The sequence below is a fragment of the Nocardia sp. NBC_00416 genome, from assembly GCF_036032445.1.
In the GTDB taxonomy this organism is placed as follows: domain Bacteria; phylum Actinomycetota; class Actinomycetes; order Mycobacteriales; family Mycobacteriaceae; genus Nocardia.
In genome coordinates this window covers 5065877-5090140 of sequence record NZ_CP107932.1, presented here as the reverse complement: position 1 = coordinate 5090140, position 24264 = coordinate 5065877, and the positions used below count along the sequence as shown (strand labels likewise).

21 protein-coding genes are annotated in these 24264 nt (G+C 66.9%); 10 read left to right on the top strand and 11 right to left on the bottom strand.

All coding sequences use genetic code 11. The annotated features are described in order from the left end of the window. Nucleotides 1–126: 126 nt before the first annotated feature. Nucleotides 127–618, bottom strand: a complete 492-nt coding sequence (locus OG804_RS21865) for a GNAT family N-acetyltransferase (protein WP_328389362.1) — start codon at nt 616–618, stop codon at nt 127–129. Beyond that, nucleotides 615–1316, bottom strand: a complete 702-nt coding sequence (locus OG804_RS21860) for an SDR family oxidoreductase (RefSeq protein WP_328389361.1) — start codon at nt 1314–1316, stop codon at nt 615–617. The genes OG804_RS21865 and OG804_RS21860 overlap by 4 nt, the downstream gene beginning before the upstream one ends. A 259-nt stretch (nt 1317–1575) precedes the next feature. Here OG804_RS21860 and ggh point away from each other — a divergent pair, with 259 nt between their 5' ends. Next, nucleotides 1576–2913, top strand: coding sequence for a glucosylglycerate hydrolase (gene ggh, locus OG804_RS21855; RefSeq protein ID WP_328389359.1), 1338 nt, complete (start codon nt 1576–1578; stop codon nt 2911–2913). A 25-nt stretch (nt 2914–2938) separates the two neighbouring features. On the opposite strand, the gene OG804_RS21850 is transcribed toward ggh, so the two are convergent. Then, entirely contained in the window at nt 2939–3364 is a 426-nt protein-coding gene (locus OG804_RS21850) for an SdpI family protein (protein ID WP_328389357.1), read from the bottom strand. 482 nt (nt 3365–3846) lie between these two features. Here OG804_RS21850 and leuS point away from each other — a divergent pair, with 482 nt between their 5' ends. Next, nucleotides 3847–6747 carry a leucine--tRNA ligase gene (gene leuS, locus OG804_RS21845; protein WP_328389355.1) on the top strand — a complete coding sequence of 967 codons (2901 nt, stop codon included), beginning with the start codon at nt 3847–3849 and terminating at the stop codon, nt 6745–6747. A gap of 774 nt (nt 6748–7521) precedes the next feature. After that, nucleotides 7522–9564, top strand: coding sequence for a PhoX family protein (locus OG804_RS21840; protein WP_328389353.1), 2043 nt, complete (start codon nt 7522–7524; stop codon nt 9562–9564). 18 nt (nt 9565–9582) lie between these two features. Here the strand turns inward: OG804_RS21840 and OG804_RS21835 are convergent, their stop codons facing one another. After that, nucleotides 9583–10287 carry a glycoside hydrolase family 25 protein gene (locus tag OG804_RS21835; protein ID WP_328398605.1) on the bottom strand — a complete coding sequence of 235 codons (705 nt, stop codon included), beginning with the start codon at nt 10285–10287 and terminating at the stop codon, nt 9583–9585. Nucleotides 10288–10677: 390 nt separating this feature from the next. After that, nucleotides 10678–11244, bottom strand: coding sequence for a hypothetical protein (locus OG804_RS21830; RefSeq protein ID WP_328389351.1), 567 nt, complete (start codon nt 11242–11244; stop codon nt 10678–10680). Between the two features lie 218 nt (nt 11245–11462). On the opposite strand from OG804_RS21830, the gene OG804_RS21825 reads away from it, so the two are divergent. From OG804_RS21825 to OG804_RS21810, 4 genes are all read left to right on the top strand, one after another. Next, the gene (locus tag OG804_RS21825; protein ID WP_328389349.1) at nt 11463–11975 is read left to right on the top strand and encodes an EXLDI protein; all 513 of its coding nucleotides are present in this window, start codon (nt 11463–11465) and stop codon (nt 11973–11975) included. 117 nt (nt 11976–12092) lie between these two features. Next, nucleotides 12093–12320 carry a hypothetical protein gene (locus OG804_RS21820; protein ID WP_328389347.1) on the top strand — a complete coding sequence of 76 codons (228 nt, stop codon included), beginning with the start codon at nt 12093–12095 and terminating at the stop codon, nt 12318–12320. 249 nt (nt 12321–12569) lie between these two features. Next, nucleotides 12570–14078 carry a class I adenylate-forming enzyme family protein gene (locus tag OG804_RS21815; protein ID WP_328389345.1) on the top strand — a complete coding sequence of 503 codons (1509 nt, stop codon included), beginning with the start codon at nt 12570–12572 and terminating at the stop codon, nt 14076–14078. 590 nt (nt 14079–14668) lie between these two features. Next, nucleotides 14669–15136 carry a polyketide cyclase gene (locus tag OG804_RS21810; RefSeq protein ID WP_328389343.1) on the top strand — a complete coding sequence of 156 codons (468 nt, stop codon included), beginning with the start codon at nt 14669–14671 and terminating at the stop codon, nt 15134–15136. A gap of 1242 nt (nt 15137–16378) precedes the next feature. On the opposite strand, the gene OG804_RS21805 is transcribed toward OG804_RS21810, so the two are convergent. Further along, a complete protein-coding gene (locus OG804_RS21805) occupies nt 16379–16738 on the bottom strand; it encodes a hypothetical protein (RefSeq protein ID WP_328389341.1) in 360 nt (119 codons plus the stop codon). An 848-nt stretch (nt 16739–17586) separates the two neighbouring features. Continuing rightward, nucleotides 17587–18246, bottom strand: coding sequence for a YqgE/AlgH family protein (locus OG804_RS21800; RefSeq protein ID WP_328389339.1), 660 nt, complete (start codon nt 18244–18246; stop codon nt 17587–17589). 127 nt (nt 18247–18373) lie between these two features. On the opposite strand from OG804_RS21800, the gene OG804_RS21795 reads away from it, so the two are divergent. Then, nucleotides 18374–19135, top strand: coding sequence for a lysophospholipid acyltransferase family protein (locus OG804_RS21795; RefSeq protein WP_328389338.1), 762 nt, complete (start codon nt 18374–18376; stop codon nt 19133–19135). 25 nt (nt 19136–19160) lie between these two features. Here OG804_RS21795 and OG804_RS21790 read toward each other — a convergent pair whose 3' ends face one another. Continuing rightward, the gene (locus OG804_RS21790; protein WP_328389337.1) at nt 19161–19472 is read right to left on the bottom strand and encodes a GNAT family N-acetyltransferase; all 312 of its coding nucleotides are present in this window, start codon (nt 19470–19472) and stop codon (nt 19161–19163) included. 80 nt (nt 19473–19552) lie between these two features. Further along, the gene (locus OG804_RS21785; protein WP_328389336.1) at nt 19553–20650 is read right to left on the bottom strand and encodes a zinc-binding dehydrogenase; all 1098 of its coding nucleotides are present in this window, start codon (nt 20648–20650) and stop codon (nt 19553–19555) included. Nucleotides 20651–20911: 261 nt separating this feature from the next. Between OG804_RS21785 and OG804_RS21780 the strand changes: the two genes are divergently transcribed. Further along, a complete protein-coding gene (locus OG804_RS21780) occupies nt 20912–21373 on the top strand; it encodes a nitroreductase/quinone reductase family protein (protein ID WP_328389334.1) in 462 nt (153 codons plus the stop codon). Between the two features lie 16 nt (nt 21374–21389). Here the strand turns inward: OG804_RS21780 and aroQ are convergent, their stop codons facing one another. Next, nucleotides 21390–21860 (bottom strand): type II 3-dehydroquinate dehydratase, encoded by a 471-nt coding sequence (gene aroQ / locus OG804_RS21775; protein WP_328389332.1) that lies wholly within the window; start codon nt 21858–21860, stop codon nt 21390–21392. 367 nt (nt 21861–22227) lie between these two features. Here aroQ and OG804_RS21770 point away from each other — a divergent pair, with 367 nt between their 5' ends. Continuing rightward, nucleotides 22228–23844, top strand: coding sequence for an NTF2-like N-terminal transpeptidase domain-containing protein (locus OG804_RS21770; RefSeq protein WP_328389330.1), 1617 nt, complete (start codon nt 22228–22230; stop codon nt 23842–23844). A gap of 25 nt (nt 23845–23869) precedes the next feature. Here the strand turns inward: OG804_RS21770 and OG804_RS21765 are convergent, their stop codons facing one another. After that, nucleotides 23870–24238, bottom strand: coding sequence for a DUF3054 domain-containing protein (locus OG804_RS21765; protein WP_328389328.1), 369 nt, complete (start codon nt 24236–24238; stop codon nt 23870–23872). Nucleotides 24239–24264 lie beyond the last annotated feature (26 nt).

The following is a 24264-nucleotide window of genomic DNA, read 5'->3' as shown; positions in this document are numbered from 1 at the left end:
CGATTCTCGGTATCGGTGGCGAGAACACCCCGTTGGGATGCCGTGCCTGCGCGAGCGGGACTGTCGGGTCTCCCGTATGTCTCATGGCCAGCATGGTTCCGCCGGATCTGCCGAGCGACCGGTCCGTCAGGGTGGCGGCTGCAACACCACGACATAGTCGATCGATCGCTGGTTCTGCACGCAGGTATGGCTGCCGGATTCCACGAATCCGAGGTTCCCGAGCAGGCGCCGGCTGCGGGCGTTCCACGACTGGACGACCGCGCGCAGCGCCGAAACCGGATGTGCGCGGCGGATATCGGCGATCACCGTGCTGCCGAAGCTGCGGCCGTGGCCCCGGCCGACCCAGCGGGGATCCATACCCACACCGAGGTCGATCACCCCGAACTCGGCGCGCAGTCCCGGGACCCTCGCTTCCGCGCCGGTGCAGTAGAACCCGACCATCCGATCATCGTCGGCACCGACCAGCGCCAGGTATTCGCCTGCCGCGCGGGGGAGTTCGTCCGCGGCGCCGATATCGTAGACGCCCCACGGTCCGTCGTAGCGCCAGGCCGCGACACGATCAGCGTCGCCGGGCGCCCACGGGCGTACGACCAGGCGTTCGGGCCATCCGGTGCTCACCAGGGCCGGAGCACGATTTCGGTCGGATGGGCGTCACGGGGTGTATCGATCGCCGACCGGATCGCCCGGGCGACGGTCTGCGGCCGCAGGAACTGGTCCGGATCGTAGGACCGCCGCTCATCGGCCACGATCGCGCGCTGCATATCGGTATCGATTCGTCCCGGATGGATCGAGGTCACTCGGATCGAAGGCTCTTCGAGGCGCAGTGCGTCGCCGAACGCCCGCAGACCGAACTTGCTCGCGGCATACGAGGCCCAGCCGGCGTTCGCGCGCAGCCCCGCTCCCGAATTGACCAGCACCACATGGCCGTTCGCGGCGCGCAGGGCCGGCAGCAGCAGCCGGGTGAGCTCCACGACGGCGACCAGATTGGCCTCGAGGGTATCGCGCCACTGCTGTACCGAGGACTCGGCGATCGTGCTCAGGTCCGCGATACCGGCGTTGTGCACCAGGACATCCAGCCGCTCGATCGGCCGCACCGCCACCGCCACCGCGGCGTAATCGGTGAGCTCCACGGGCCATCCGGTGGCATCGGGGAGTTCGGACAGAATCGGTTCCAGCCCGGCTGCTGTGCGCGCTCCGAGCAGCAGCCGGTGATCAGGCGCCAGTTCGCGCGCGATGGCCGCGCCGAGCCCGCGACCGCCGCCGGTGACCAGCGCTACCGGCCGTTCCCACCGCTCACCGTCGGATTCCTGCCGCATATCGCCCACTCCTCGCTCTACGTCGCCGGGACCCGCCCGTACTCGCTCGGACCCTTCCGTCGCCGAGCGGTCCGCGAACAGCTCGCCGGATAGTGCGTACCACACCGCACCGCGGCCGGGTCCGCGACGCGAGGGTTCGGCGCCCTCGCGTAGCGCGCCCGAAATATGGCGCACACTGGAGCGAAACCGTGACTCGGTAGATATTGCGATCACGCTCACCGATCGAGCGCTCGCCGACCCGAGGCAGCAAGATATAGAGATGGCACACCCAGGTTTCACTCCCACGCAGCTCGCCGCCCGCGCGGCCTATCTGCTGCGCGGCAACGATTTGGGAACCATGACCAGCGCCGCACCCCGCCTGTACCCGCACATGTGGAGCTGGGACGCGGCTTTCGTCGCGGTGGGACTGGCGCCGCTGAGCGTGGAACGCGCGGTGATCGAACTCGACACCCTGCTGTCCGCGCAGTGGAAGAACGGGATGATCCCGCACATCGTCTTCGCCAACGGAGTAGACGGCTACTTCCCGGGGCCCGCCCGCTGGGAATGCCGGCTGCTGGCCGCCAACGCGCCGGACGGACCGGATACCTCCGGGATCACCCAGCCGCCCGTGCACGCCATCGCGGTGCAGCGGATTCTGGACCATTCCCGTCGGCACGGCCGCAGCACCCGGGCGGTGGCCGAGGAGTTCCTCAACCGCCGCTGGGCGGATCTGGTGCGTTGGCATCGCTGGCTGGCCCATGCCCGTGACCCGTTCGGCAGTGGCCGGATCACGCTCTACCACGGCTGGGAATCCGGGATGGACAACTCCCCGCGCTGGGACCGGGCCTACGAGAACGTCGTGCCCGGTGACCTGCCGCCCTACCGGCGCGAGGACGTACTGATCGTCGCCGACCCCACCCAGCGGCCCACCGACCGCGAATACGACCGGTACCTGTGGCTGGTGGAGCAGATGCGCCGCGCCCGCTACGACGACGACATGCTGAGCTCGGTGATGGGGTTCGCGGTCGAGGACGTGTTCGTCACCGCGATATTCGCGCTGGCCTGCGAGGTGCTGGGACAGATCGGCGAGGACTACCACCAGGCCAGATCCGATACCCGCGATCTCTTCGCCTGGGCCGAACGGTTCCGCGCCGGAGTCGTCGCCACGACCGATGCCCGCACCGGGGCCGCCCGCGACTACGACACCCGGGCGCAGCGCTGGATCACCACCGAGACGCTGGCCATGTTCGCACCTCTCATCAGCGGCGGCCTGCCCCGAGCCACCGAAAGCAATCTGCTGCGCCTGTTCGAGGGCCCGCGGTTCTGCGGCCACCCGGACCTGCGCTACGCGCTGCCGCCCTCCACCTCGCCGGTCTCGAAGGATTTCCGGCCTCGCGAATACTGGCGGGGCCCGGTATGGCCGGTGATGAGCTGGCTGTTCTCCTGGGTGTTCGCCCATCGCGGCTGGGCCGAACGTTCCTACATGTTGCGCGCCGAAGCCCTGCGGCAGGCCAGCGACGGAAGTTTCGCCGAGTACTACGAGCCGTTCACCGGGGCGCCCCTGGGCAGTATGCAGCAGTCGTGGACGGCGGCCTCGGTACTGGACTGGCTGGGTTGAGCGGCCCGAAGACCGGCTCGGAATCTCAGACCGTCCGGGCTCCGGCGGCCGGTTCGCAGATGTCCTTCAGCGAACATCCGCCGCAGGACCCACCGCACCCGCCGGTCGCGGGCTCGGGCGGTGCGACGGCTTCAGCGGCACGGGCCCCCGCGGTGGCGCCCGAACCGATGGTGAACAGTGCGATGACCAGTACACCGACGGCCACCAGCCCGCCGGTGAAACCGCCCGCGGCCAGCACGACCAGCCCGCCGGCGCTCAACAGCGCGGCGCCGGCGATCAAGGCGGGGGCCGCGACCCGGTTGGCGGCGCGGAAAGCGGCTTCGTCGCGGAGCGCGGCCTCGGTGTGGACGCCGAGGTAGCGGTTTCCGGGGAGGCGGCCGATGAGCCCGAGCACACCCGTCGTCAGGGCCACCACAGCCAGGACGAAAAGCAGAATCGCGACAAAGAACACCAGGTGAGAGTATCAGTGCTCTGTTTATTGGCGCCGCCTGCGGCGGCGCGGGGGTTGAGGCCCCCTTGGTCCCGACGTTCAGCCCTCGAGACTCGCGCCTGCGGCGCATGCGCTTCGAGGGCTGAACGTCGGGACGGGCCTCAACCCTTTGTGGTGTCTCGCTGAACGCGACGCCGGGCGGTGACGTCGCATACCGGACTCGCGACGGCCGGGACGGCAGGCTATGTCCGGCGAGCCCCGTATGGCTGGGAGGCGGCCGGAGACGGGGCGAAGTCGCGTGATATCCCTCACGTGTGCTCGGGGCGGTCTGCTATAGCGGCCGGGCGACAGGGGCTCGACATCTCCCAGAGTGTGCCGCCGAACGACACCGGCCCGCGGGGCTGGAGGCAGGTCGCGGACACACCTTTTTGGGCTTGTCAGGGCCCAAGTCTTAGGCTGTGACGACGGAATTCTCCCCGAGAGCAGCTAGAGAAGGCAGGACCGTGCAGGACACCCGCGCAACCGAGACGGCCGGGCAGAGCTCGGTAGACAACGGCGCAGCCCAGGGCCGCGCCGACGATACGCCTGCCCACCGGTACACCGCCGAGCTCGCCGGGGAGATCGAGGGCAGGTGGCAGCGGCGCTGGAACGAGCGCGGCACCTTCCACGCTCCGAACCCGGTCGGCCCGCTGGCGGGTGAGGTTCCGGCGGACAAGCTGTTCGTCCAGGACATGTTCCCGTACCCGTCGGGGGCGGGGCTGCACGTGGGTCATCCGCTGGGGTACATCGCCACCGACGTGTTCGCCCGCTATCACCGGATGCACGGTCGCAATGTGCTGCACGCGCTGGGTTACGACGCGTTCGGCCTGCCCGCCGAGCAGTACGCCGTGCAGACCGGCGCGCATCCGCGCGACACCACCGAGTCCAATATCGCCACCATGCAGCGTCAGCTGGACCGGCTGGGCCTGGGCCACGACCGTCGGCGTTCGTTCGCCACCACCGATCCCGAGTACTACCGGTGGACGCAGTGGATTTTTCTGCGCATCTACAACGCCTGGTACGACCAGGAGGCCGGCCGGGCACGGCCGATCGCGGAACTGGAGCGTCAGTTCGCCTCCGGCGCCCGCCCGGCGCCGGAGGGACAGGACTGGTCGGCCATGTCCGCGGCCCAGCACGGCGCGGTGATCGACTCGTACCGGCTGGTGTATCAGACGGATTCGATGGTCAACTGGTGTCCGGGACTGGGCACGGTCCTGTCCAACGAAGAGGTCACCGCCGAGGGGCGCAGCGAACGCGGTAATTTCCCGGTTTTCCGTAAACGCCTGTGGCAGTGGATGATGCGGATCACCGCCTATGCGGACCGGCTGATCGACGATCTGGACCATGTGAACTGGCCGGACAATGTCAAAGCCATGCAGCGCAACTGGATCGGGCGTTCCCGCGGCGCCCGGGTCGAGTTCGCGACCGCCGCCGGCAACGTGGAGGTTTTCACCACGCGCCCCGACACCTTGTTCGGCGCGACCTACATGGTGCTGGCCCCGGAACACGAGATGGTCGACCAGCTGACCGCGGCCGCCTGGCCGGACGCGGTCGACGCGCGGTGGACCGGGGCCGCCGCCACCCCGGGTGCGGCGGTCGCCGCATACCGCAAGGGCATCGCCGCCAAATCGGATCTGGAGCGGCAGGAGAACAAGGAGAAGACCGGCGTCTTCCTGGGGGCCTACGCCACCAACCCGGTCAACGGCGCCCGGATCCCGATCTTCATCGCGGACTATGTGCTGAGCGGTTACGGCACCGGCGCGATCATGGCCGTACCGGGCCAGGATCAGCGCGACTGGGATTTCGCGACGGCTTTCGGCCTGCCGATCATCCGTACTGTGCGCCCGCCCGCGGAATTCGACGGCGAGGCCTTCACCGGTGACGGCCCGGCCATCAATTCCGACTATCTGGACGGCCTGACCATCGCCGACGCCAAGGCCGCGGTGATCGCCCGGCTGGAAACCGACGGCCACGGCGCGGGCACAGTGCAGTACAAGCTGCGGGACTGGCTGTTCGCGCGGCAGCGGTACTGGGGCGAACCGTTCCCCATCGTCTACGACGAGTCCGGCGCCCCGCACGCGTTGCCGGAATCGATGCTGCCCGTGCGGCTGCCCGAGCTGGACGATTTCGCCCCGGTCACCTTCGACCCCGACGACGCGAATTCCGAACCGTCCCCGCCGCTGGCCAAGGCCACCGACTGGGTCGAGGTGGAGCTGGATCTGGGCGACGGCCCGCGCACCTATCGGCGCGATACCAATGTGATGCCCAACTGGGCGGGCAGTTCCTGGTACCAGCTGCGCTACGCCGATCCCACCAATACCGAGGCGTTCTGCGCGAAGGAGAACGAGAACTATTGGCTGGGCCCGCGCCCGGCCGAACACGGCGCCGACGACCCGGGTGGGGTCGATCTGTACGTGGGCGGAGTGGAGCACGCGGTGCTGCACCTGCTGTACGCCCGGTTCTGGCAGAAGGTGCTGTTCGACCTGGGTGATGTGACCGGCAGCGAACCCTACCGTCGCCTGTTCAACCAGGGGTACATCCAGGCCTTCGCCTATACCGACGCGCGCGGCGCCTATGTCCCGGCCGCGGAGGTCACCGAACGCGACGGCAAGTTCTACTGGACCGATGCGGCGGGCGCCGAGGTCGAGGTGAACCAGGAATACGGCAAGATCGGCAAATCGCTGAAGAACGCGATCGCGCCCGATGAGATCTGTGATCTGTACGGGGCCGACACCTTCCGCTTCTACGAGATGTCGATGGGCCCCCTGGACACCTCCCGGCCGTGGGCGACCAAGGACGTCATCGGCGCGCACCGGTTCCTGCAGCGGGTCTGGCGGCTGGTGGTCGACGAGGAGACCGGAGGGTCGCGGGTCACCGAGGACAATCCGACCGACGAGACGCTGCGGCTGCTGCACCGGACCATCGCCGGGGTCGACGAGGATCTGGCCGCCATGCGCGACAACACCGCCGGCGCGAAACTGATCGAGCTGACCAACCACTTGACCAAGGCCTACCCGAAGGGTGCGCCGCGCGCGGCGGTGGAACCGGTGGTGCTGATGCTGGCGCCGCTGGCCCCGCATATGACCGAGGAGCTGTGGGAACGTCTGGGGCATACCCACTCGCTGGCCCACGGTCCGTTCCCGGTGGCCGATCCGGCGTTGCTGACCGCGGAGACGGTGGAGTACCCGATCCAGGTCAACGGGAAGGTCCGCAGCCGGATCCAGGTGGATCCGGAGGCCGATCAGGCCGCGATCGAAGCGGCCGCGCTGGCCGACGAGAAGATCGCCGCCCTGCTCGACGGCAAGCCCCCGCGCAAGCTGATCGTGGTGCCGGGCCGTTTGGTGAACATCGTCGCTGCGTTGTAGGCGCCCGTTGCGGCGGTACGAGGTAGCCCCTGAGGTCCCACCGTTCGGTCTTGGAGACTTGCGCCTGCGGCGCATGCGCTTCGAGGGCTGAACTGCGGGACTGGCCTCGACCTTTTCGGCCTCGCCGACTCGACACCGAGGAGTGAACGGCTATCCGGAAGGTGACCCGGTAGGCGCGTACGCACTGTGAATCGGCTGCCGCGGACCGCTCGTACCGCCGGGATGCTGATCATGCCTTCCAGCAGGGTCCGAACCAGAACAGCTCGGTGGCGGGGGTGCGTAGCGTGCGGACGGGTTCCGGCGTCGTCGAGCCCGGCCAGGTTGCCGCTGCCGGGGTCGCTGACCAGGGCCGTGAGCGGTGTAGGAGTCGGGAAGACCTGTCCGGCGGGGGCGGTGGTGACCGGTGGCGAGCGGGTCGGTCCGGCAGCCAATTCCGGGTGTATCCGGCGACAGGCGTTCACCGAACACGACCCGGGAGCCAGAGCCGGCCGAGTATGCACGACCGACCCGCCGCGGATGTTGCGGCTGATAAAGGATGCACATGCGGGAGTTCCCCCGCATGGTCACATCAGCGGTCGGGGCCCGCCCCGAGTCTGGATTGACCAGAGGGAGGGAGCGCAGCGACCGACCGTCAGGAGGGAAGACTCGGGGTTGATAGGGCCCCGACCCCGCGCCGCCGGAGGCGGCGCAATAGACACTGTTAATCTGCGGTACTCCTGAGACTCGCCTGCGTCCGCTAGCGTGCGTGCGTTCAGCCCGGAACAGGAGTCCACTGTGAAACCTCTTGCGCTATTCGTCGCTCACGACCCGGCCGGGTCGCGGTCCCGAGTCACGTGTCAGTACAAATGCGGAAACGCCTGCTTCCACGCGGTGCCCAATACCTCGCCGAACACCTATTTCGGCGATATCGTCGCGGGGATCTCGCGGCGCCGCCTGTTACAGGGCAGCGCGGCCGCGGTGGTGGCGATCGGCGCGGCCGGCGCGCTCGCGGCCTGTGGTGCCGACACGGAGGTCGGCCCTACCGGGAGTAGCGAGGGCACGGGGACCGACTTCACACCGGTGGCGCCGAACACCGAGGACGCGCTGGTCGTTCCGGACGGCTACGAACAGGGCGTGGTCATCCGCTGGGGTGACCCGCTGTTCGATGACGCGCCGAAGTTCGATTTCTTCGCGCAGACGCCCGCCGCGCAGGCGAAGCAGTTCGGTTACAACAACGATTTCGCCGGTCTGCTGCCGATCGAAGGACAACCGGGCAGATACCTGCTCGTGGTGAATCACGAGTACACGACCGAACTGTTCATGTTCCCGGGATACCGGCCCGAGGCGATCACCCGCGAGCAAGTCGATATCGCCATGGCCGCGCACGGCCTGTCCGTGGTGGAGGTGCACGGCGAGCCCGGCACCGGTGCGCTCACGCCCGCTTTCGGCAAGTACAACCGGCGGATCACCGCCACCACCGAGTTCCGGTTGACCGGACCTGCGGCGGGTAGCCCGCTGGTGAAGACCTCCGCCGACCCCACCGGCACCAAGGTCCTCGGCACGGTCAACAACTGTTCCGGCGGGGTGACCCCGTGGGGCACCGTGCTTTCCGGTGAGGAGAACTTCAACGCCTACTTCGTGGGCAAGGCCGCGGACCCGGTCGCGGCCGCGCGGCTGGAGCGGTACGGGATCGGCGAGTCCGATGCCCCGCATTTCTGGGAGAAGTTCGACCGGCGCTTCGATATCGCCGCCGAACCCAACGAATCCAACCGGTTCGGCTGGGTGGTCGAGGTCGACCCGTGGGATCCCGCGTCCACACCGGTCAAACACACCGCGTTGGGCCGCTTCAAACACGAGGCGGCGAATATCCATGTCACCGCGGACGGCACGGTCGTCGCCTACTGCGGTGACGACGAACGCTTCGATTACATGTACAAATTCGTTTCCTCGCGCAAGATCGAGCCGGGCGCCGGTGCGGCCGCGCGCCGCCACAACCTGACCATCCTGGACGCGGGCACCCTCTACGTCGCGAAACTGACCGACGACCACCCGGACCGGATCGACGGATCGGGTGCGGTCCCGTCGGACAAGGGTTTCACCGGAACCGGCCGCTGGATCCCCATCCTGCGTACCGCCGCGGACGGTCGCGGTGAATCGCTGGTCGACGGGATGACGGCCGAAGAGGTCGCGGTCTTCACCCGCCTCGCGGGTGACAAGGCGGGCGCCACGAAGATGGACCGTCCGGAGGATTTCGAGGCCGACCCGAAGACCGGCAAGGTCTATGTGGCCCTGACCAACAACGACAAGCGCGGTGCCGAGGGCAAGCCCGCGCCCGATGAGGCCAACCCCCGCGACAAGAACAAGAACGGTCAGGTCCTCGAGATCACCGATGATCACGCGGGTACGGACTTCACCTGGACGCTGCTGCTCGTCTGCGGTGACCCGGCCGCCGCCGACACCTATTTCGCCGGGTACGACAAGACGAAGGTCAGCCCGATCTCCTGCCCGGACAACCTGGCGTTCGACCCGTACGGCAACCTCTGGATCAGCACCGACGGCAATGCGCTGGACGCCAACGACGGCTTGTTCGCCGTGGTACTGGACGGGGACCGTCGCGGCGAGACCAAACAGTTCCTGTCGGTGCCGGTGGGCGCCGAGACGTGCGGGCCGGTGGTCACCGAAGACCGGGTCTTGGTGTGTGTGCAGCATCCGGGAGAGACCGACGACGCGTCGGTGGAGCGGCCCGCGTCGCACTGGCCGGACGGCGGGACCTCCCAGCCCCGGCCGGCCGTGGTGGCGGTCTGGCGATCCGGTGGCGGCCGGATCGGGGTCCAGTGACAGATGCGGCGCACGGGGCTAACCGCTTCCGGTGAGCCCGCCCATCCGCGCGAAGCGGGCGAAATCGCCTTGTGCGCCGCTGTACACGTTCACATCGGTGGCGCCGTGGATACCCGGGATCGAGCCGGAGTCGGTCTGCTGCCAGAAGGTCCAGGCGGGCCAGCTGCCGGGTACTTCCGGTCCCGGACGGTCGCGGTAGTCGGCGATCCACAGCGGGTAGCCGTGGAACTGATCGCTGTCGGCCATCGCGGTCTGCCAGAACCTCGGGTAGGTGTAGACGATCGGGATCCGGCCGGTGAGGGTACGCACCGTGTTGAGATAGCGGTGGGTCCAGTCGATCAGGGCGCCCGGCGCCAGGCCGCCGGAATTCTCCATGTCCAGTACCGGCGGCAGATCCAGCGGGCCGTTCTGGCCGAGCACGATTGTCGAGTAGAGAGCCGCCTGTGGTTCGGGCGGGAGTTCGGGACGGGCGTAGTGATAGGTGCCGCGGGCCATTCCGGCGACCCGCATCTGCAGGCTGTCCTGCACGAAGAACGGGTTGACGTAGTCCAGGCCCTCGGTGGCCTTGACCATGGCGAAGTGGTGGCCGGCGGCGCGCACGGAGAACCAGTCGATGGGCCGTCCGCCGCCGTGCTGCCAGGACGACACGTCCGGTCCGGTGGGTTCGGCGGTCGCCGGTGCGGAAACGAGCCCGAGGCCCGCCGCCAGCGTGAATGCCGCTATTGCGAACCCGCGCCGCCGTCGGCGGTGCGGGACGAAGCTGCCCGGCCCCGAGTGCGAGCCGGACCATTTCACGGTCGATCTCAATCGGGCAGTGTTCATGGTGTCCGACCCTAGGCAGGTGGCCGGGCACTCCCCGGTATTGCGCCGCCGTGTCCGGCCACCGTGCTCGACGGGCAGGGGCGCGCAGGGCACCGCGGCCGGGACCCGCGGACCGAGCCGGCCCGGCTGCCCACCGAGCGGATCACCTACTGCCCTATCGTCGGCGGGCACGAGTCCGGCGGACGCTTCTGGTTCGGGCCGGGTCCGCCGGAGCGGACTCGGCCCGTTCTGCTGCTCTACAACGACTCGCTTGCTTATGTGCCGCTATCTAACGGCTACTTGATGGCTGTATCAGCGTGCGCTTCCTGTGCCCGGGAGGCCCGGCAGCGCGAACGGCAGTTGAATCAGGGACGGCAGGTGGACCTGGGGCAGCAGGCTGGGCGCGGGCGGCGGGACGTAAGGGTTGGGCATGTTCCAGACCGGAGGGTTCTGGGTGCCGCCGTGGTTGTCGCGGTCCCAGGTGGCGGGCTGGTCGTAGTCGCGGCCGCGATTGCCGTTGTTGTGGGAGTCGCGGCCGGGGTAGTTGTTTGCGCCGCTGTTGAGGTGGTCTTCGTAGCCGTCGTAGTTCTGGCGGTTGTGGTCTTTGTAGCCGTATTGGCCGTTGTCGTCCCAGCCGAAGTCGCCGTTGTCGCCCCAGTCGTCGCCGTCCCAGGCCTGGTGATCGTTGTCGTCCCAGCCGTTGCTGTCCCAGCCGTTGCTATCGCCGAAGCTGTCGCTGGAATCGCTGATCTGGGTCGCCTGGCCGGGGTCGGCGAGGGCGGGGCCGGCGGTGACGGCCAGGGGGGCGAGGGCGATGACCGCGATCGCGGCGATTCGCGCGGCGAGGCGGCGGGTGCGCTGTTCGGGGTTTCGGTTCATCGGTGGGTCCTCACTCGTCACGCCCCGGTCTGGACTGGGGGGCGGTCGCACCTTTGCGGTGCTTTATCGGAACATCACCTACCGTACCGCTGAACAACGGTACGTTCAATAGGTAGGCGTCAAGAGGGGTGACCGGCGCGACTGTCGCGGCGGCGCGGAATGCGGGAGATGCCGGACACCCGCTTGTCTATGCGTATATGTCTACGTATAGTGAGTTCATGCCGAACAAGACCATCTACGTCGCCGACGACGACCTGCCCCTGTTCCAGCGAGCGCAGGAGTTGGTCGGCGGCAATCTGTCCGGCGCGGTCGTCACCGCTCTGCGGCGGTTCATCGAGCTGGAGGAGGGCAAGCTCGAGGGGTACGACGAGGTGGTGCTGAGAGTCGGGCACAACGGGGTCCGGCAGGTGCGGTTCCAGGGGTCGCTGCTCGGTGAGTACCGGGACGCGAACGACGAGCAGATGGAGCACGTCCGCGTATACCGCAGCCGCAAGGGCAAATTCGTGCTCCACGCCCAGTATTCGAAATGGTCGGAATATCCCGAAACGCAGAACTGGGTCCGTGATCTGAAGAACTGGCGCCGGATGCTCGGCATCGAACAGGACTGGGGCGACTACCTGCTCACCATCACCGACACCCTGGACGAGTTGAAGGGCAAGATCCCGGATCAGATGTACCAGCGGATCTCCGATATCGCCGAGATGGCCCCCGTGGAAGAACTCGACATCTGATCGGTTCCGCCCGCTTCCGATCGCCGCGCACCCTTGCCATCCGGGGACCGACGCCATTGCGCCACATGGAATCTCGGGCAACGCTACGATCAGGACGTAGCTCGCGAAAGGGTATCTGTGTCGGCTGAGTCCATAACGTTGTCATTCGTGGGCACCGGACTATCCACCGCCAACCGACCGGCGGGCGAGTTGCATGATCTGCTGCTGGAGGAACTCGACGCGACCTGTGTTCGTCGTGCCGGAACGGAACTGAATCAGGATGTCGGAGCGACGCTCGTGCTCGCGGGCGCGATGTCGGCCACTCCGGCGGCGACCGACCTCGCCCGAGGTTGTCCGGTTGGCTGACCCGTCGACAGGGGGTCGGTTGCGCGTCGAACACACAGTCCCAGGCGACGCTGCTCGTGCAGCGGTCGTCTATGGGCACATGCGGGCCGAGCGAGCCGAGCAGGTGATCCACGATTCTTCTCCGGGTGCGGCAATTCGTCGTCGACGAGATCGAACCGCCGGGCAGGTGATCCGGCACGCATGGGATATCGACCATCCGGTACGCCGGGTAGATGGCTGCGGTCGCGGCCAGGATTCAAGGAGACGCCGATGACCATCCCGCACTCTCCGACGTTGGCCGGCCTGCTGGCCGGGCACGCCCGGGACCGCGCCGAAAGCCGCGCGATCAGCGCGCCCGCGGGGTCGCAGACCTATGCGGAGTTCGCCGGGGACGTGGCGCGAATCGCGGACCGGCTGCGCGCTGCCGGTCTGCGCCGGGGAGACCGGATGGCGGTGTTCGCGCACAACGACTTGGCCTACATTCAGCTCGTCTACGCCGCCTCCTGGGCCGGTATCGTCCTGGTCGGCCTGAACTGGCGGCTGACCGGAGCCGAGCTCCGGGCTGTTCTGGAGGACTGCAACCCGTCCCTGCTCTTCGCCGATCGGGAGTTGCCATCGGGGTCGGACCCACGGTGCCCGGTGGTCCGGCTGGACGGAACCGAAGGCTTCGAATTCGAGCACTGGTATGCCACAGGGGATTCCGGCTACGCGCCGGATGCCGATCAAACCGACGAGTCCGTCGTGCTGCTGTCCTACACGACCGGCACCACCGGCGAGCCCAAAGGCATCCAGCTGGTCGAGCGAAATCTTCGGGAGATGGCCCAGCAGGCGGCCGCAGCCTGGGCGCTGCACCCGGAGATGAGGTACATGGCCTGCCTGCCGATGTTTCGTATGAGCGGGATGAGCTCGGTGACGTGCTGCGTGCACATGGGCGGCGAGGTGGTCATCCCGTCGGGGAGCTCGGTCGCCGAGATCGCCGGCGCCGTCGAGGACCGAGGTGTCACCCACACCAGCCTGGTGCCGACCTTGCTGTCCGGTCTGGTTGCCGAGAACTCCGCCGACGCTTTCGACCTGTCCAGTCTCGAACTGATCATCTACGGCTCGGCGCCCTCGACCAGCTCGCTGATCGAGGAGGCGATGGAGATGCTGCCGCAGACCGGTTTTTCGCAGGGTTACGGCTTGACCGAAACCTGTGCCGGAGTGGCGGTCGCACCGAGCTACCGCCGGGGGGAGGTCGACCGGCATCCGGGTAGCGTCGGCCGCCTCCACCCCACCTGCGAGTGCCGGATCGTCGATGTTTCCACCGGTCGCGATCTCGGCACCGGTGAGGACGGCGAGATCTGGCTGCGGACACCGCAACTGACCATAGGATATTGGAACAAACCTGCGGAGACCGCGGCCGCGATATCCGCCGACGGCTGGTTCCGTACCGGCGATATCGGGATGATCGACGACGACGGATTCCTCTACGTCCACGACCGGCTCAAGAACATGATCATCTTGGCCGGCGAGAACGTCTACTCGGTCGAGGTCGAGAACGCGATCGGTGCGCACCCCGCGGTGCTCGAGTCCGCCGTCGTCGGCGTACCCCACCCGCACTGGGGTGAGACCGTGAAAGCGGTCGTGGTGCTGCGCAGCGGTCAGGAGCTCGACGAGACAGAACTGCTCGGCTGGCTCGAGGGTCGGCTTGCCCGTTATAAGCGCCCGAGGATCGTCGAGTTCGTCGTTGATCTTCCCCGGGCAGGCAGCGGCGAGATCCTGAAACGTGAACTCAGATAGGGCAAGGCCGGACAGTCCCGGGGTGGCCGCCGCAGATTCGGCGAGGTCCGCGGCTGCCCCGTACAGGCCGCCATTCGGCGGATCCTGCCAACCACCTCGGTCGGCTCGTTCCGGTGTCGAGCAGTTCTGAGGGTGCCGTCGTCGACAGCAAAGTCCGCCCGCACGATTATGGGGGATTTGTCTGAAACAACGAAGGTGATCAGTGTCGCTATTCGTCCGGCTCGGAGATTCGGCCGGGCGCGATAGTGAAGATATGAACGAATCGCGCGGCGGTGATATCGAACAATGTCGTTGTACGGCTGCGAAATTCAAGATCTGTACGAGTCGATCGAGCAGAATATCCTTGTGCTACTGCAAAATTAGATTCCGAGGCCCTCGAGGGCAGGCTACAGGGGCTGTCGAAAGTTCGTCGGGATGATATCCGAACCACGGAACTGCGGGCGGTGAAGCGTTACTGAATGCGTTGTGCCGACATCTATTTCGACCGATCTGGCACCCCTGGATCCCCGCCGGGGACGACGACCGAACCGCCTTGCCGAATCGCCGTCTTACGCCAGCGTCCGCGCGACGATTGTGCGAGGATGGATCCTATGACTGATAGGTTCGAGGTTCGACGGGAGATCGCGGCACAGCCGGCCGAGATCTTCGCCCTGCTGTGCTCACCCGAAGGGCATGTATCGATCGACAGCACGGGCATGCTGCAATCCGCTGAAGAAAAAGCCATTACCGCTGTCGGCGATGAATTCGTCGTGCATATGGACCGCGAATCGCTCAATGATTTTCCACTGATGGGAAAGTATGACGTCACGGTGACCATCACCGCATTCGAACAGGACGCCCATCTCGCGTGGACAGTCTCCCGAGAGGGCCAGGCGCCGGTCGACCACCGCTACGGATACCGCCTGGAACCCGGCGAGCTCGGCACCTGGGTGACGTCGTACTACGACTGGAGCCAGATCGGCCTGCAATACCGCGCAATGGGAATCTTCCCGGTTCTTCAGGAATCCGTGCTGCGGGCCTCGCTCGGCCTCCTCGCCAGGACCGTGGAGAAGAAGTAGGCGATTCGCCGGGCTGGTGGGCATCGTGTCAGGTGCCCACCGACATCCACCAGCAGTGGACGTCAGTGGCTGAATGGTTCGATCCCGGCGTCGCCGAGGAATTGCCGCCGAATGAGGATCCCGCGGGCCGGTGATAGTTCGGAATTCTCCGAACAGCACCATGGAAAGTGAGTCCTGGATGGTCCGATCATACGAGCGTGTCCGACGAAATCGGACCGTTGAACCCGCTACGTTCTGATCAATTCGCCACCGTTGGGTGCACGATGCTCGAAATATTCGAGAGTATCGATTTCCATGACGAGCTTGCCCCGGGCACGAGAAAATCGGCCCAAGCCGTTAGCCCGGCAAGATCTTCCTCGCGGGTGTCGAAGAAGTCGAAGCCGGTCCACGGGTGGAGAGCTGAGTCGTATGGACCCGCGGGTGGCGTTCGCCTATCTGTCAGGACGAAGGTGCAGTCAGGATATCGACGGCGGACGTCGTCGAGTTGTTTCGGCGAGTTATCTGTACCGGCCATGTGATAGCCGCACCGACTGTACGATTCGGCGTGACGGTCGAATTCGCAAGGGCCATCGAGTATTCGCGCTCCGCGGGGCAACCGGAGTAGGGAGAAAGTCGGCCCGATCTCGCTGTCGGAGATTCGAATCTGCCCAGGAAGGAACATATTTCGCCGAGGACTTCGTCGAAGAATTCATCCGCGCAGTTCTCTCGCATGATATGGCCGGAAAGTGTCAGTGGCCCGAGATGCGCCACGGTGTGACACGGGATCGTGCCACTGTCCTTCCTGGACGATCTTTTCCACCGTCATATGCCAGAGCGTGACCCACCACTCGAGCGGGTGGGTCTTTCCGATGACGTAATGTGACGCATACCCGAGGTCGGCCCATCTGCTGCTCGATGGAAATCGTCATCGCTGGCTCCAGTGAAAGCGCTACGGCTGCACAGTGATTCATGACCGAATGAACAGCGTGGTCGGTCCACTCGAGCAGTGGGCGGGCCGGCCGTCACCGGACGCACATACGGTCGGATACTTGCCCCCGGGGTGTAGCTCCCCGGCAGGGGAGCTACACCGACGGATCAACTCTTGCAGTAGCCCACAGGGGCGAGCCGCGGTGGTTCCGGCCCTGCGACGAGAGCAGCATTCTCGTTCAGGATCGATTCCACGAGCCACCTCTTTTTCAGCTGCGCAAGCATGAATCGGAGGCCGAGGCGCGGATATGTGTTCCGGCTACCACAAGGCGCGGATCACTGCTGGTCGAGATCGACCAGTTTACAGATGCACAGCGTCACCGTGTGGGCGAGAATGCCGCCGAAATAGTCGGTGCAGAACTTCGCGTACCCGACCGGATCGCACTGGTGCGCATGCCACGCCGAGTCGACTTCCAGATCGTCGGGCAGGTAGTTGCCCTGCATGCCGCTGGCCCGGAAGCGTTCGAGCGACCGCTGGTAGCGGGTTACTCGATCGTCGATCTGCTCCTCGGTCAACGCCGTGGAGCCGGGCCAGAACAAGTGGCCCCAGCGCAGGTTCTCCTTGAGATGGGTCGTGTCGAAATCCGCCGCAGGTACTTCGGTTTCAGCCGATACGGCCGCGATACTCGTCGTCATAGCCCGAACCCTCGATTCGCTTAGAACTCACCATGTCGGCCGACAAGTCCCCAGAACTGCTGGAGTAATCAGAGTTTGGTGTGTAGTGGGTCACTAGTCAAGGGCTGAGTGCTCCCATTCCTGGGAGAGAAGATGCACGGACATGGTTGTGACTCAATCGATTTGACGTACCGGGCGCTGTCCAGGCGCGTTCTCGGAGCTCGCCGGGGCGCCTCCGAAGTCGCCCAGCGTCTGCCGACAGCCGGAACGATCGGGACTGCCCCGAGGTCGGTTGACTCCTGACCTGTGAGGATTGCGCCCAGCTGGTCGGATGTTCAGTATGCCGAAGCCGTATCCCTCGTAGTTCCGTTGTGACCTGGTCGCGCGGGAGGGCGAGATGTCGTCGATCCGAATCGCCTAACCCGCTCCGCCACAGATTCTTTCGATGCCTCTGCGACATGAGGCGGATGCTGGGCAGGTTCGCCCAGTTCGAACGCGACACGAGCATCGACCGCGTCATCAGTGGCATGAAACGCAAAGCCGCCAAAGGATTCTGGAAAGGCGGATGGTGACCGGCTGCCTGCCCACCCCGCCACCCACGGCGTCGCACTACACCCCGACGAAGCCGAAGCCCCACCACCGTCTTGATCTACGCGCCGCTGGTGTCGATGCCCGCGAGCGGGATGTCAGTCGTCGACGACCCGGTCACCATGCGCGCCGACCGCGCCGACCGCGCCGACCGGCGAGTTGCCGGGCCGCTCATGGCAGCGGTTGTCCGTTCGCGCCGCCGACGCCGACCACAGGCCCGCTCATCGCGCTACCGGCGACGCGGACACCCACTCGACTGATCCGAGCGTGCCGTTGCGGTACTAGTTGCGTTCGACCTCGATCGGATGGGTGGCCAGCAGGGACAGCGGCAGCGGCTGGCGGCGCAGCACCTGGGCCCACATATCGGTGCGGCGCCCGGCGATCGGGTCGCTGGGCAGCGCCGACACCACTATCCAGTCGTCGTTGGCCAGTTCACTGTCGAGCTGGCCGAAAGTCCACCCGGCGTATCCGGCGAAGATCCGGACACCTTCGACCAGCGGTCCGATGCGTTCCGGTTCCGCGTCCAGGTCCACCAGCACCACCCGGCCGTCCACCCGTCGCAGCCCGGGCACGCCGTCGATGGACGTCCCCACCCGGACCGTGCCCAGGCAGAGTGCGGCGTCTCGTTTGACCGGCCCGCCCACGAACAGCGTGTGCGGCTGCGCGGACAACTCGGCCCACTGGGGGAGCACATCGTGCACGGGGGTATCGCTGGGCCGGTTCAGCACCACCCCGAGCGTGCCCGCGTCGTTGTGCTCGATGATGTAGACGACCGTGCGGCGGAACGTGGGCTCGGCCAGTTCGGTCGAGGAAACGAGCAGCGTGCCGGCTCGCACCGCCTGCTCACTCTGCCGGTTACCGCGACGACCAGGGGCGGGTTCGTGCCCGTCACCGCGGCCGCCCCGGGTCTTGCGGTCATCGGGGTCATCTGCCTGCGCCACCTGGCCATCATCGCAGTTATTGGGCGATCACGCCGCTCTGATCGACTCTTCTCTTCGCCCGGAGTTCGCTCGGCCGACGATTCCGGGCCATCTGGACATACCGGAGCAGACTCGTAGAGTCAGCCGTATGCGTGTCCCTGAGGTGACCCTCGGCAACAGTGAAGACGTCTACGACTTCTACCGTGAACACCGGCAGAAGCGGTTGCAGGCGATGGGCGCCTACGCCCTGCTCGGGCGTCGCTACCGGCCGCGGATCAGCTATGCGCACGGGGCGCGGACCGCGATCCGCGACCTCATTCGCGGCGGGACCCCGCTGCTGATCGCGGTGAACCACCTGTCCCGCCTGGACCCCTACAGCCTCGCGGCGGCCGCCTGGCGCAGTGAACTGCGGCCCATCATCGGCCGCACCCGGGTACTGGCGAAGGACGAGTTGTTCGAAGAAGTGAAATTGCGCCGGCGCATCGACATGATGGGCGGGATACCGGTGTTCCGGGGGAGCGACCACGGGCTGCGGGCGGTGAACGCAGCCGGGCAGCGGATGATGGATATCTGCGCCGAGCGCCTGGCCGAAGGGGACAGCCTGGCGATCTTCCCGGAGGGGACTTGCAACGATATCGACCCGGCGCAGGTGCAGGCGATCGGGACGGGTATCGGGCATATCGCGTTCCGGACCGCGAAGCTCGACGTCCGGCCCGCGCTGGTGTCCCTCGGGCTGAGTTACGGCCCGCGCGCGGATCCGGCGGTGGAGCCGACCAAGGACGAGGCGAAATCGGCGAGCTTCCATTTCGGAGTGCCGCGCACCGAACTACCCGTGCGCCCCGCGGAGATATCCCGGGTGGTGCGTACCGACCTCCAGCTGGCGCTGGACGGGGCGGTGGCCGCCTACTGAGTGCGCCGTCCCGCGGCGTCCGCCGCTACTGCGCGAGTCCGAGCCGGTCGCGCGCCCAGTGCGGGACCATCGTCAGGTACTGCGGCGTGGTTTCGATGAAATGCTGAACCGTTCGGCACATCGGCAGTGCGCCCAGCCCGTCGATGCGGGTCTCGTTCAGGGCGGATTCGACCAGGGTGCGGGCATAGCCACGCCCGTCGAACCGCGGGTCGATCTCGGTGTGCACGAATGCGCGCTCGCCGACCGTGTCCTGATATTCGGTATAGCCCGCGACCTCGCCGTCGACCGTGATCTCGAAGCGTTCCAATGCGATGTTGTTGCGGACCTCCGTCGGCATGGCTCGACGTTACTCGGTCGGCGGTGAATTTTCGCTTTGATCCGCGCGGCGCGCAGGCGCGTCGGCGGGCGGGGCGGGGCTCAGGTCATCTCGATGATCGCGCGGCCGACGATTTCACCGCGGGCGAGCGCTCGATACGCCTCGTCGGCCCGGTCGAGCGGATAGCGGCGGGTGATGACCTCTTGCGGTCGCACCGTGTTCGCCGCGACCATCCGGAGCAGCGCGGGCATATCGGTGCGAGCCTTCGCACCGTAGGAGCCGAGGATCTGCAGTTTGCGGCGGACCAGCCGGGCGAGGTCGATCTCGCCGGTGGATCCGGCCGGGGCGATACCGACGATGACCGCCCGGCCGCCGTCGTCGAGGATGTCCAGCGCGGTCGCGAAGGTCGCCGCGCTGCCGAGGGCCTCGAATGCCACGTCCACACCGTGCCCCCCGGTGAGCTCGCGGACACGGGCGCCGACGTCCTCGGTGCGCGAGTTGATCGTGTGGGTGGCCCCGAGTTTCGCGACGGCGGAAAGCTTCTCGTCGCTGATGTCGACGGCGATGATCTGCGCGACCCCGGTGGCGGCCGCGAACTGCACGATCGAGGACCCCACGCCGCCGGCGGCCACGACCGCGATCCGGTCGCCGAGGTCGAGTTCGGCGGTGCGCACCGCGCCGAGTGCGGTGAAGGAACTGCATCCCAGAATCGATACGGCCTCCAGCCCGACCTCCGCGGGGACCGTGAAGACATCGGAGGCCGGGACGACGCAGTATTCGGCCAATCCGCCCATCGAGTACATGGCCAGCGGTGATCCGTCGGCGCGGGCCAAGCGGGAGGTGCCGTCGTAGAGGGTGCCGTTCAAGCGGTTGTAGGCGAAGAACTTCTCGCACAGGTCCTCGGCTCCGCGCACGCAGTGGCGGCAGTCGCCGCACGGCATGATGAAGCTGCACACCACGTTATCGCCGACCGCGACATTGCCGACCCCTTCGCCGAGTCGTTCGACCACCCCGGACACTTCGTGCCCGAGGACGGCGGGCGTCGGGAATTTCACCTCCGACCGCAGCACGTGCAGATCGGTGTGGCAGACCCCGCAGGCGGTGACCCGCAGCAGGACCTCGCCCCGCTGGGGGACCGGCACCGGGATGTCCTCGACGACCAATCGGGGTTCGACTCCGTGGAAAACTGCGGCCTGCACGCGACTCTCCTCACCATTCGCTCCTGCACGCGCGCCGGGTGTTCGCGAGAACTCCCAGAACTCCCGGGGGCGTACCGACCACGGTGTCAGAAAATCCGGCGTCCGGTACCTGGTTCGGGGGCGATCGGAAATTGGGCCGGTGGGGGCGGATGGCACTGCGCGGGCAGGTTCGCCAAGAAAAGAGAGCACTGCTCTTGACTTCGGCGCTGCGAGATGCGATCGTTGGTCACAACAGAGAGCACCGCTCACAAGGAGATGAAGATGACCACCACTACCGCCACCCGCTACCTCGCCCCCACCGGTTTCGACCCGATCTTCAGCCGGATCGCCAACTTGTTGCCGAAACTCGGGATCAGCCTGGCCGGTTCTCGGTTGCTGGCGGTACGCGGCCGCAAATCCGGAGAATGGCGCACCACCATGGTCAACCTGATGACCGCCGCGGACGGGCAGCGCTATCTCGTCGCGCCGCGCGGCCACACCCAGTGGGTCCGGAACCTGCGGGTCGCCGGCACCGGCGAACTGCGGCTCGGGCGACGAACCGAGGAGTTCGCCGCGGTCGAGATCGCCGACGCCGACAAGGTGCCCCTGCTTCGGCTCTACCTCGAGCGCTGGGGCTGGGAGGTGGGCCGGTTCTTCGAGGGCATCACCAAGGACTCCACCGACGCCGAACTCGCGCAGATCGCCCCCGGCTTCCCGGTTTTCCGGATCGAGCGCGCGAACTGACCGTGGAGCCGGCAGGTCAAGAGGCCGCCGGGCGGGTCAACAGGAACTCGATCGCCGCGGTGTAGCCGTGGCTGCCCATCCCGGCGACCACGGCGTCGGCGATGGGCGAGATGTAAGAATGCCGGCGGAACTCCTCGCGTGCGTGCACATTGCTGATGTGCACCTCGACGATCGGCACTCCGGGAATCACCAGCGCATCCCGCAGCGACACCGAGGTGTGCGTCAATCCGCCGGGGTTGATCACGATCGCCGATACCGTGCCGCGCGCCTGATGGATCCGGTCGATGAGCGCACCCTCGGAATTCGACTGGAAATCGATGATCTCCCGGCCGTGCGCCGCAGCGGCCCGACGACACAATTCGATTACATCGTCGAGGGTTTCCGACCCGTATATCTCGGGTTGCCGGGTGCCGAGCGTATTCAGATTAGGGCCGTTGAGGACCAGAATCGGGCTGCTCGAGGTTTGCGGGACGACGGCATCGGACATGACAGCAACCCTACCGACACCTCACCCGCGTCCGGATGATTCTGAGCTACCGTGACGGGGTATCTCTTCGGTGAACGCGGACTGGCGGGGTAACGGCACACCGCTTCGGGTCGATCGGTAGCGTAGGTCGCCGGGTGTTCTCGGGCGCCTCGCCAATTGATCATGGTCCGCCCCCGCGGTGAGTTGGGCACGGCCACAACTACACACGGTAGGACCGGCTATGGTTTCGGGTTTGCGAGTACTCGCAAGCAGGCTTTTTTCAGGTACGGTGGTCTTGTTACTGGAGTGGCAAGAGTGAAGAGTGGGCGACATGGATGTGTGGGGATCCCGCCGCTTTCGCTTCCGGGGCGCAATGGCCCTTACGGGGGTGGCGGCTCTGGCAATTGCGATGGGATCGTGCGGGTCCGGTACCGAGGCGGCCGGACCCGAAGCGGTCGTCGAACAATTCACCGATCGCCTCGACGAGGGTGACTACACCGCCGCGGCCGAACTGACCTCGTACCCGTCGGCCGCCTCGGCAACCCTGGAGCAAATGTTCAAGGGACTCGAGTCGGGGACCGTCGACTACGAGCAGACCCAATTCATCGGCCTCGACGCGGAGTCCGGGATCTTCAGTCTCGATGTGCGGTGGAGCTTCGGCGAAGAGAAGAACTGGTCGTACGGGCTGGAAGGCACCGTCCGCAAACTCGCCAACGGCTGGCGGATCTCCTGGGACCCCGCCGTGGTCATGCCCGAGCTCAACCAGAACCGCAGTGTCCAACTGGTGCGCACCACTCCCGAACCCGCCCCGCGCGTGGTCGACAACATCGGGAAACCGTTGATGACTCAGCAGACCATCAACGTCGTGAAGCTCGATCCCAACCGGATGCCCGACAAGGTGGCCTCCACCGACGCGCTCGCGCGCGCCATCGAACCGGTGGCGCCGCTGATCACCGGCGCCACCCTGCGGGAGAAACTCGCCGCCTCCGGTGGACAGCCCGTCACCGCGGTGAGCCTGCGCGAAGGCGATTTCGCGATCCTCGAACCGCGGATGGCGCCCATCCCGGGCGTGGTGATGGAACAGGAGCCGCGGCTCATCGTCTCCGATCGCCGCATCTTCTCCCCGGTGCTCGACGCCATGAACAAAGTCTTCGAAGAAAGCCAGGACAAGCATTCCGGTTGGGGTGTGCAGCTGTTCGAGAACGGGCGGTTCGTCAAACAACTGGCCGGCTACCAGGGCCCGGCCGGCCCCGATATCGCCGGGACCATGGACCAGCGGTTGCAGCGGGCCGCCGAGGACGCGGTCGTCAGCGCGGGCACGCCGGCTTCCATCGTGGTGACCCAACCTTCCACCGGCGCCGTGGTCGCGGTCGCGCAGAACAACTACTCCAGTGCCCAGGGCCCGGTCGCGTTCACCGGCTTGTACCCGGCGGGCGGCGCCATGGAGCTGTTCCGGACGGCGGCCGGCGCGGCCAAGGGCAAAGCGCCCAAGGACGTCACCGACCAGGAGGCCGTGGAGGCGGCGGCGATGCTCGGCGTGGGCGTGGATTTCCGGGTACCAGGATTGGAAGAGGTCACCGGGCGCCCGGCGAGCGCGGGCGACGCCGAACCGGTTCGCCAGGGCGGTGGTTCGGACGCGCTGCTGGTCAGCCCGTTCGGCATGGCGATCGCGGCGGCGGCCATCACCAACGGCACGGCGCGGCCGCCGATGATCGAACGGGGCCGGCCGAGCGGAACGGACGCCCCGATGGGTCCGCTGCCGGGACCGGTCGACGCCGCCCTGCGCGCGGCCCTGCGCGACGGGATGAACGCGCCACATATGGCGCGGCTGCGTGGATTCCGCGACGTCACCGGCTTCTCGGCGACCGCCGGTGACGACGGCTGGCTCATCGCCAATATGGGTGATCTGGCCTTCGCGATCCATATCGCCGACGTCGACAGCAGCGATATGGTCGTCCGGATGGGGGAGCGGATGCTGCAGGCGCTGGCCAAACCGGACGAATGAGCGGCGGACGAAGGGTACCGGAGGATCAGTTGATCGCCCGCACGGCTGCGCGCCAGCCGAGCAGGAACAACGCCAGCACCAGGGCCGCCACCACGATGAAGCTGACGGCCGTACCCTGACCGGAGACCACCCGGAGCAGCATGCCGACCACCAGCGTGCACGCCCAGATCGTTACCCCGGTGGGCCAGAGGCGCGAACCGTCGAACGGCACCTCGGCGGGCCGTCGGCGATCGAGCAGGAAGGTGGCGACCCAGCCGACTGCCAGCCCCACCACGAACGGCCACACCGTATGCAACAGCCCGGTCAGCACGGCCTCGTCGTGACTGCGGCGACCGATCACGCAGAACAGCACCACCAGTAGTACATCGGCGCCGATCGCTACGAACCATTTCACTCACAGCAGCTTAGTCTCCGCTGGTC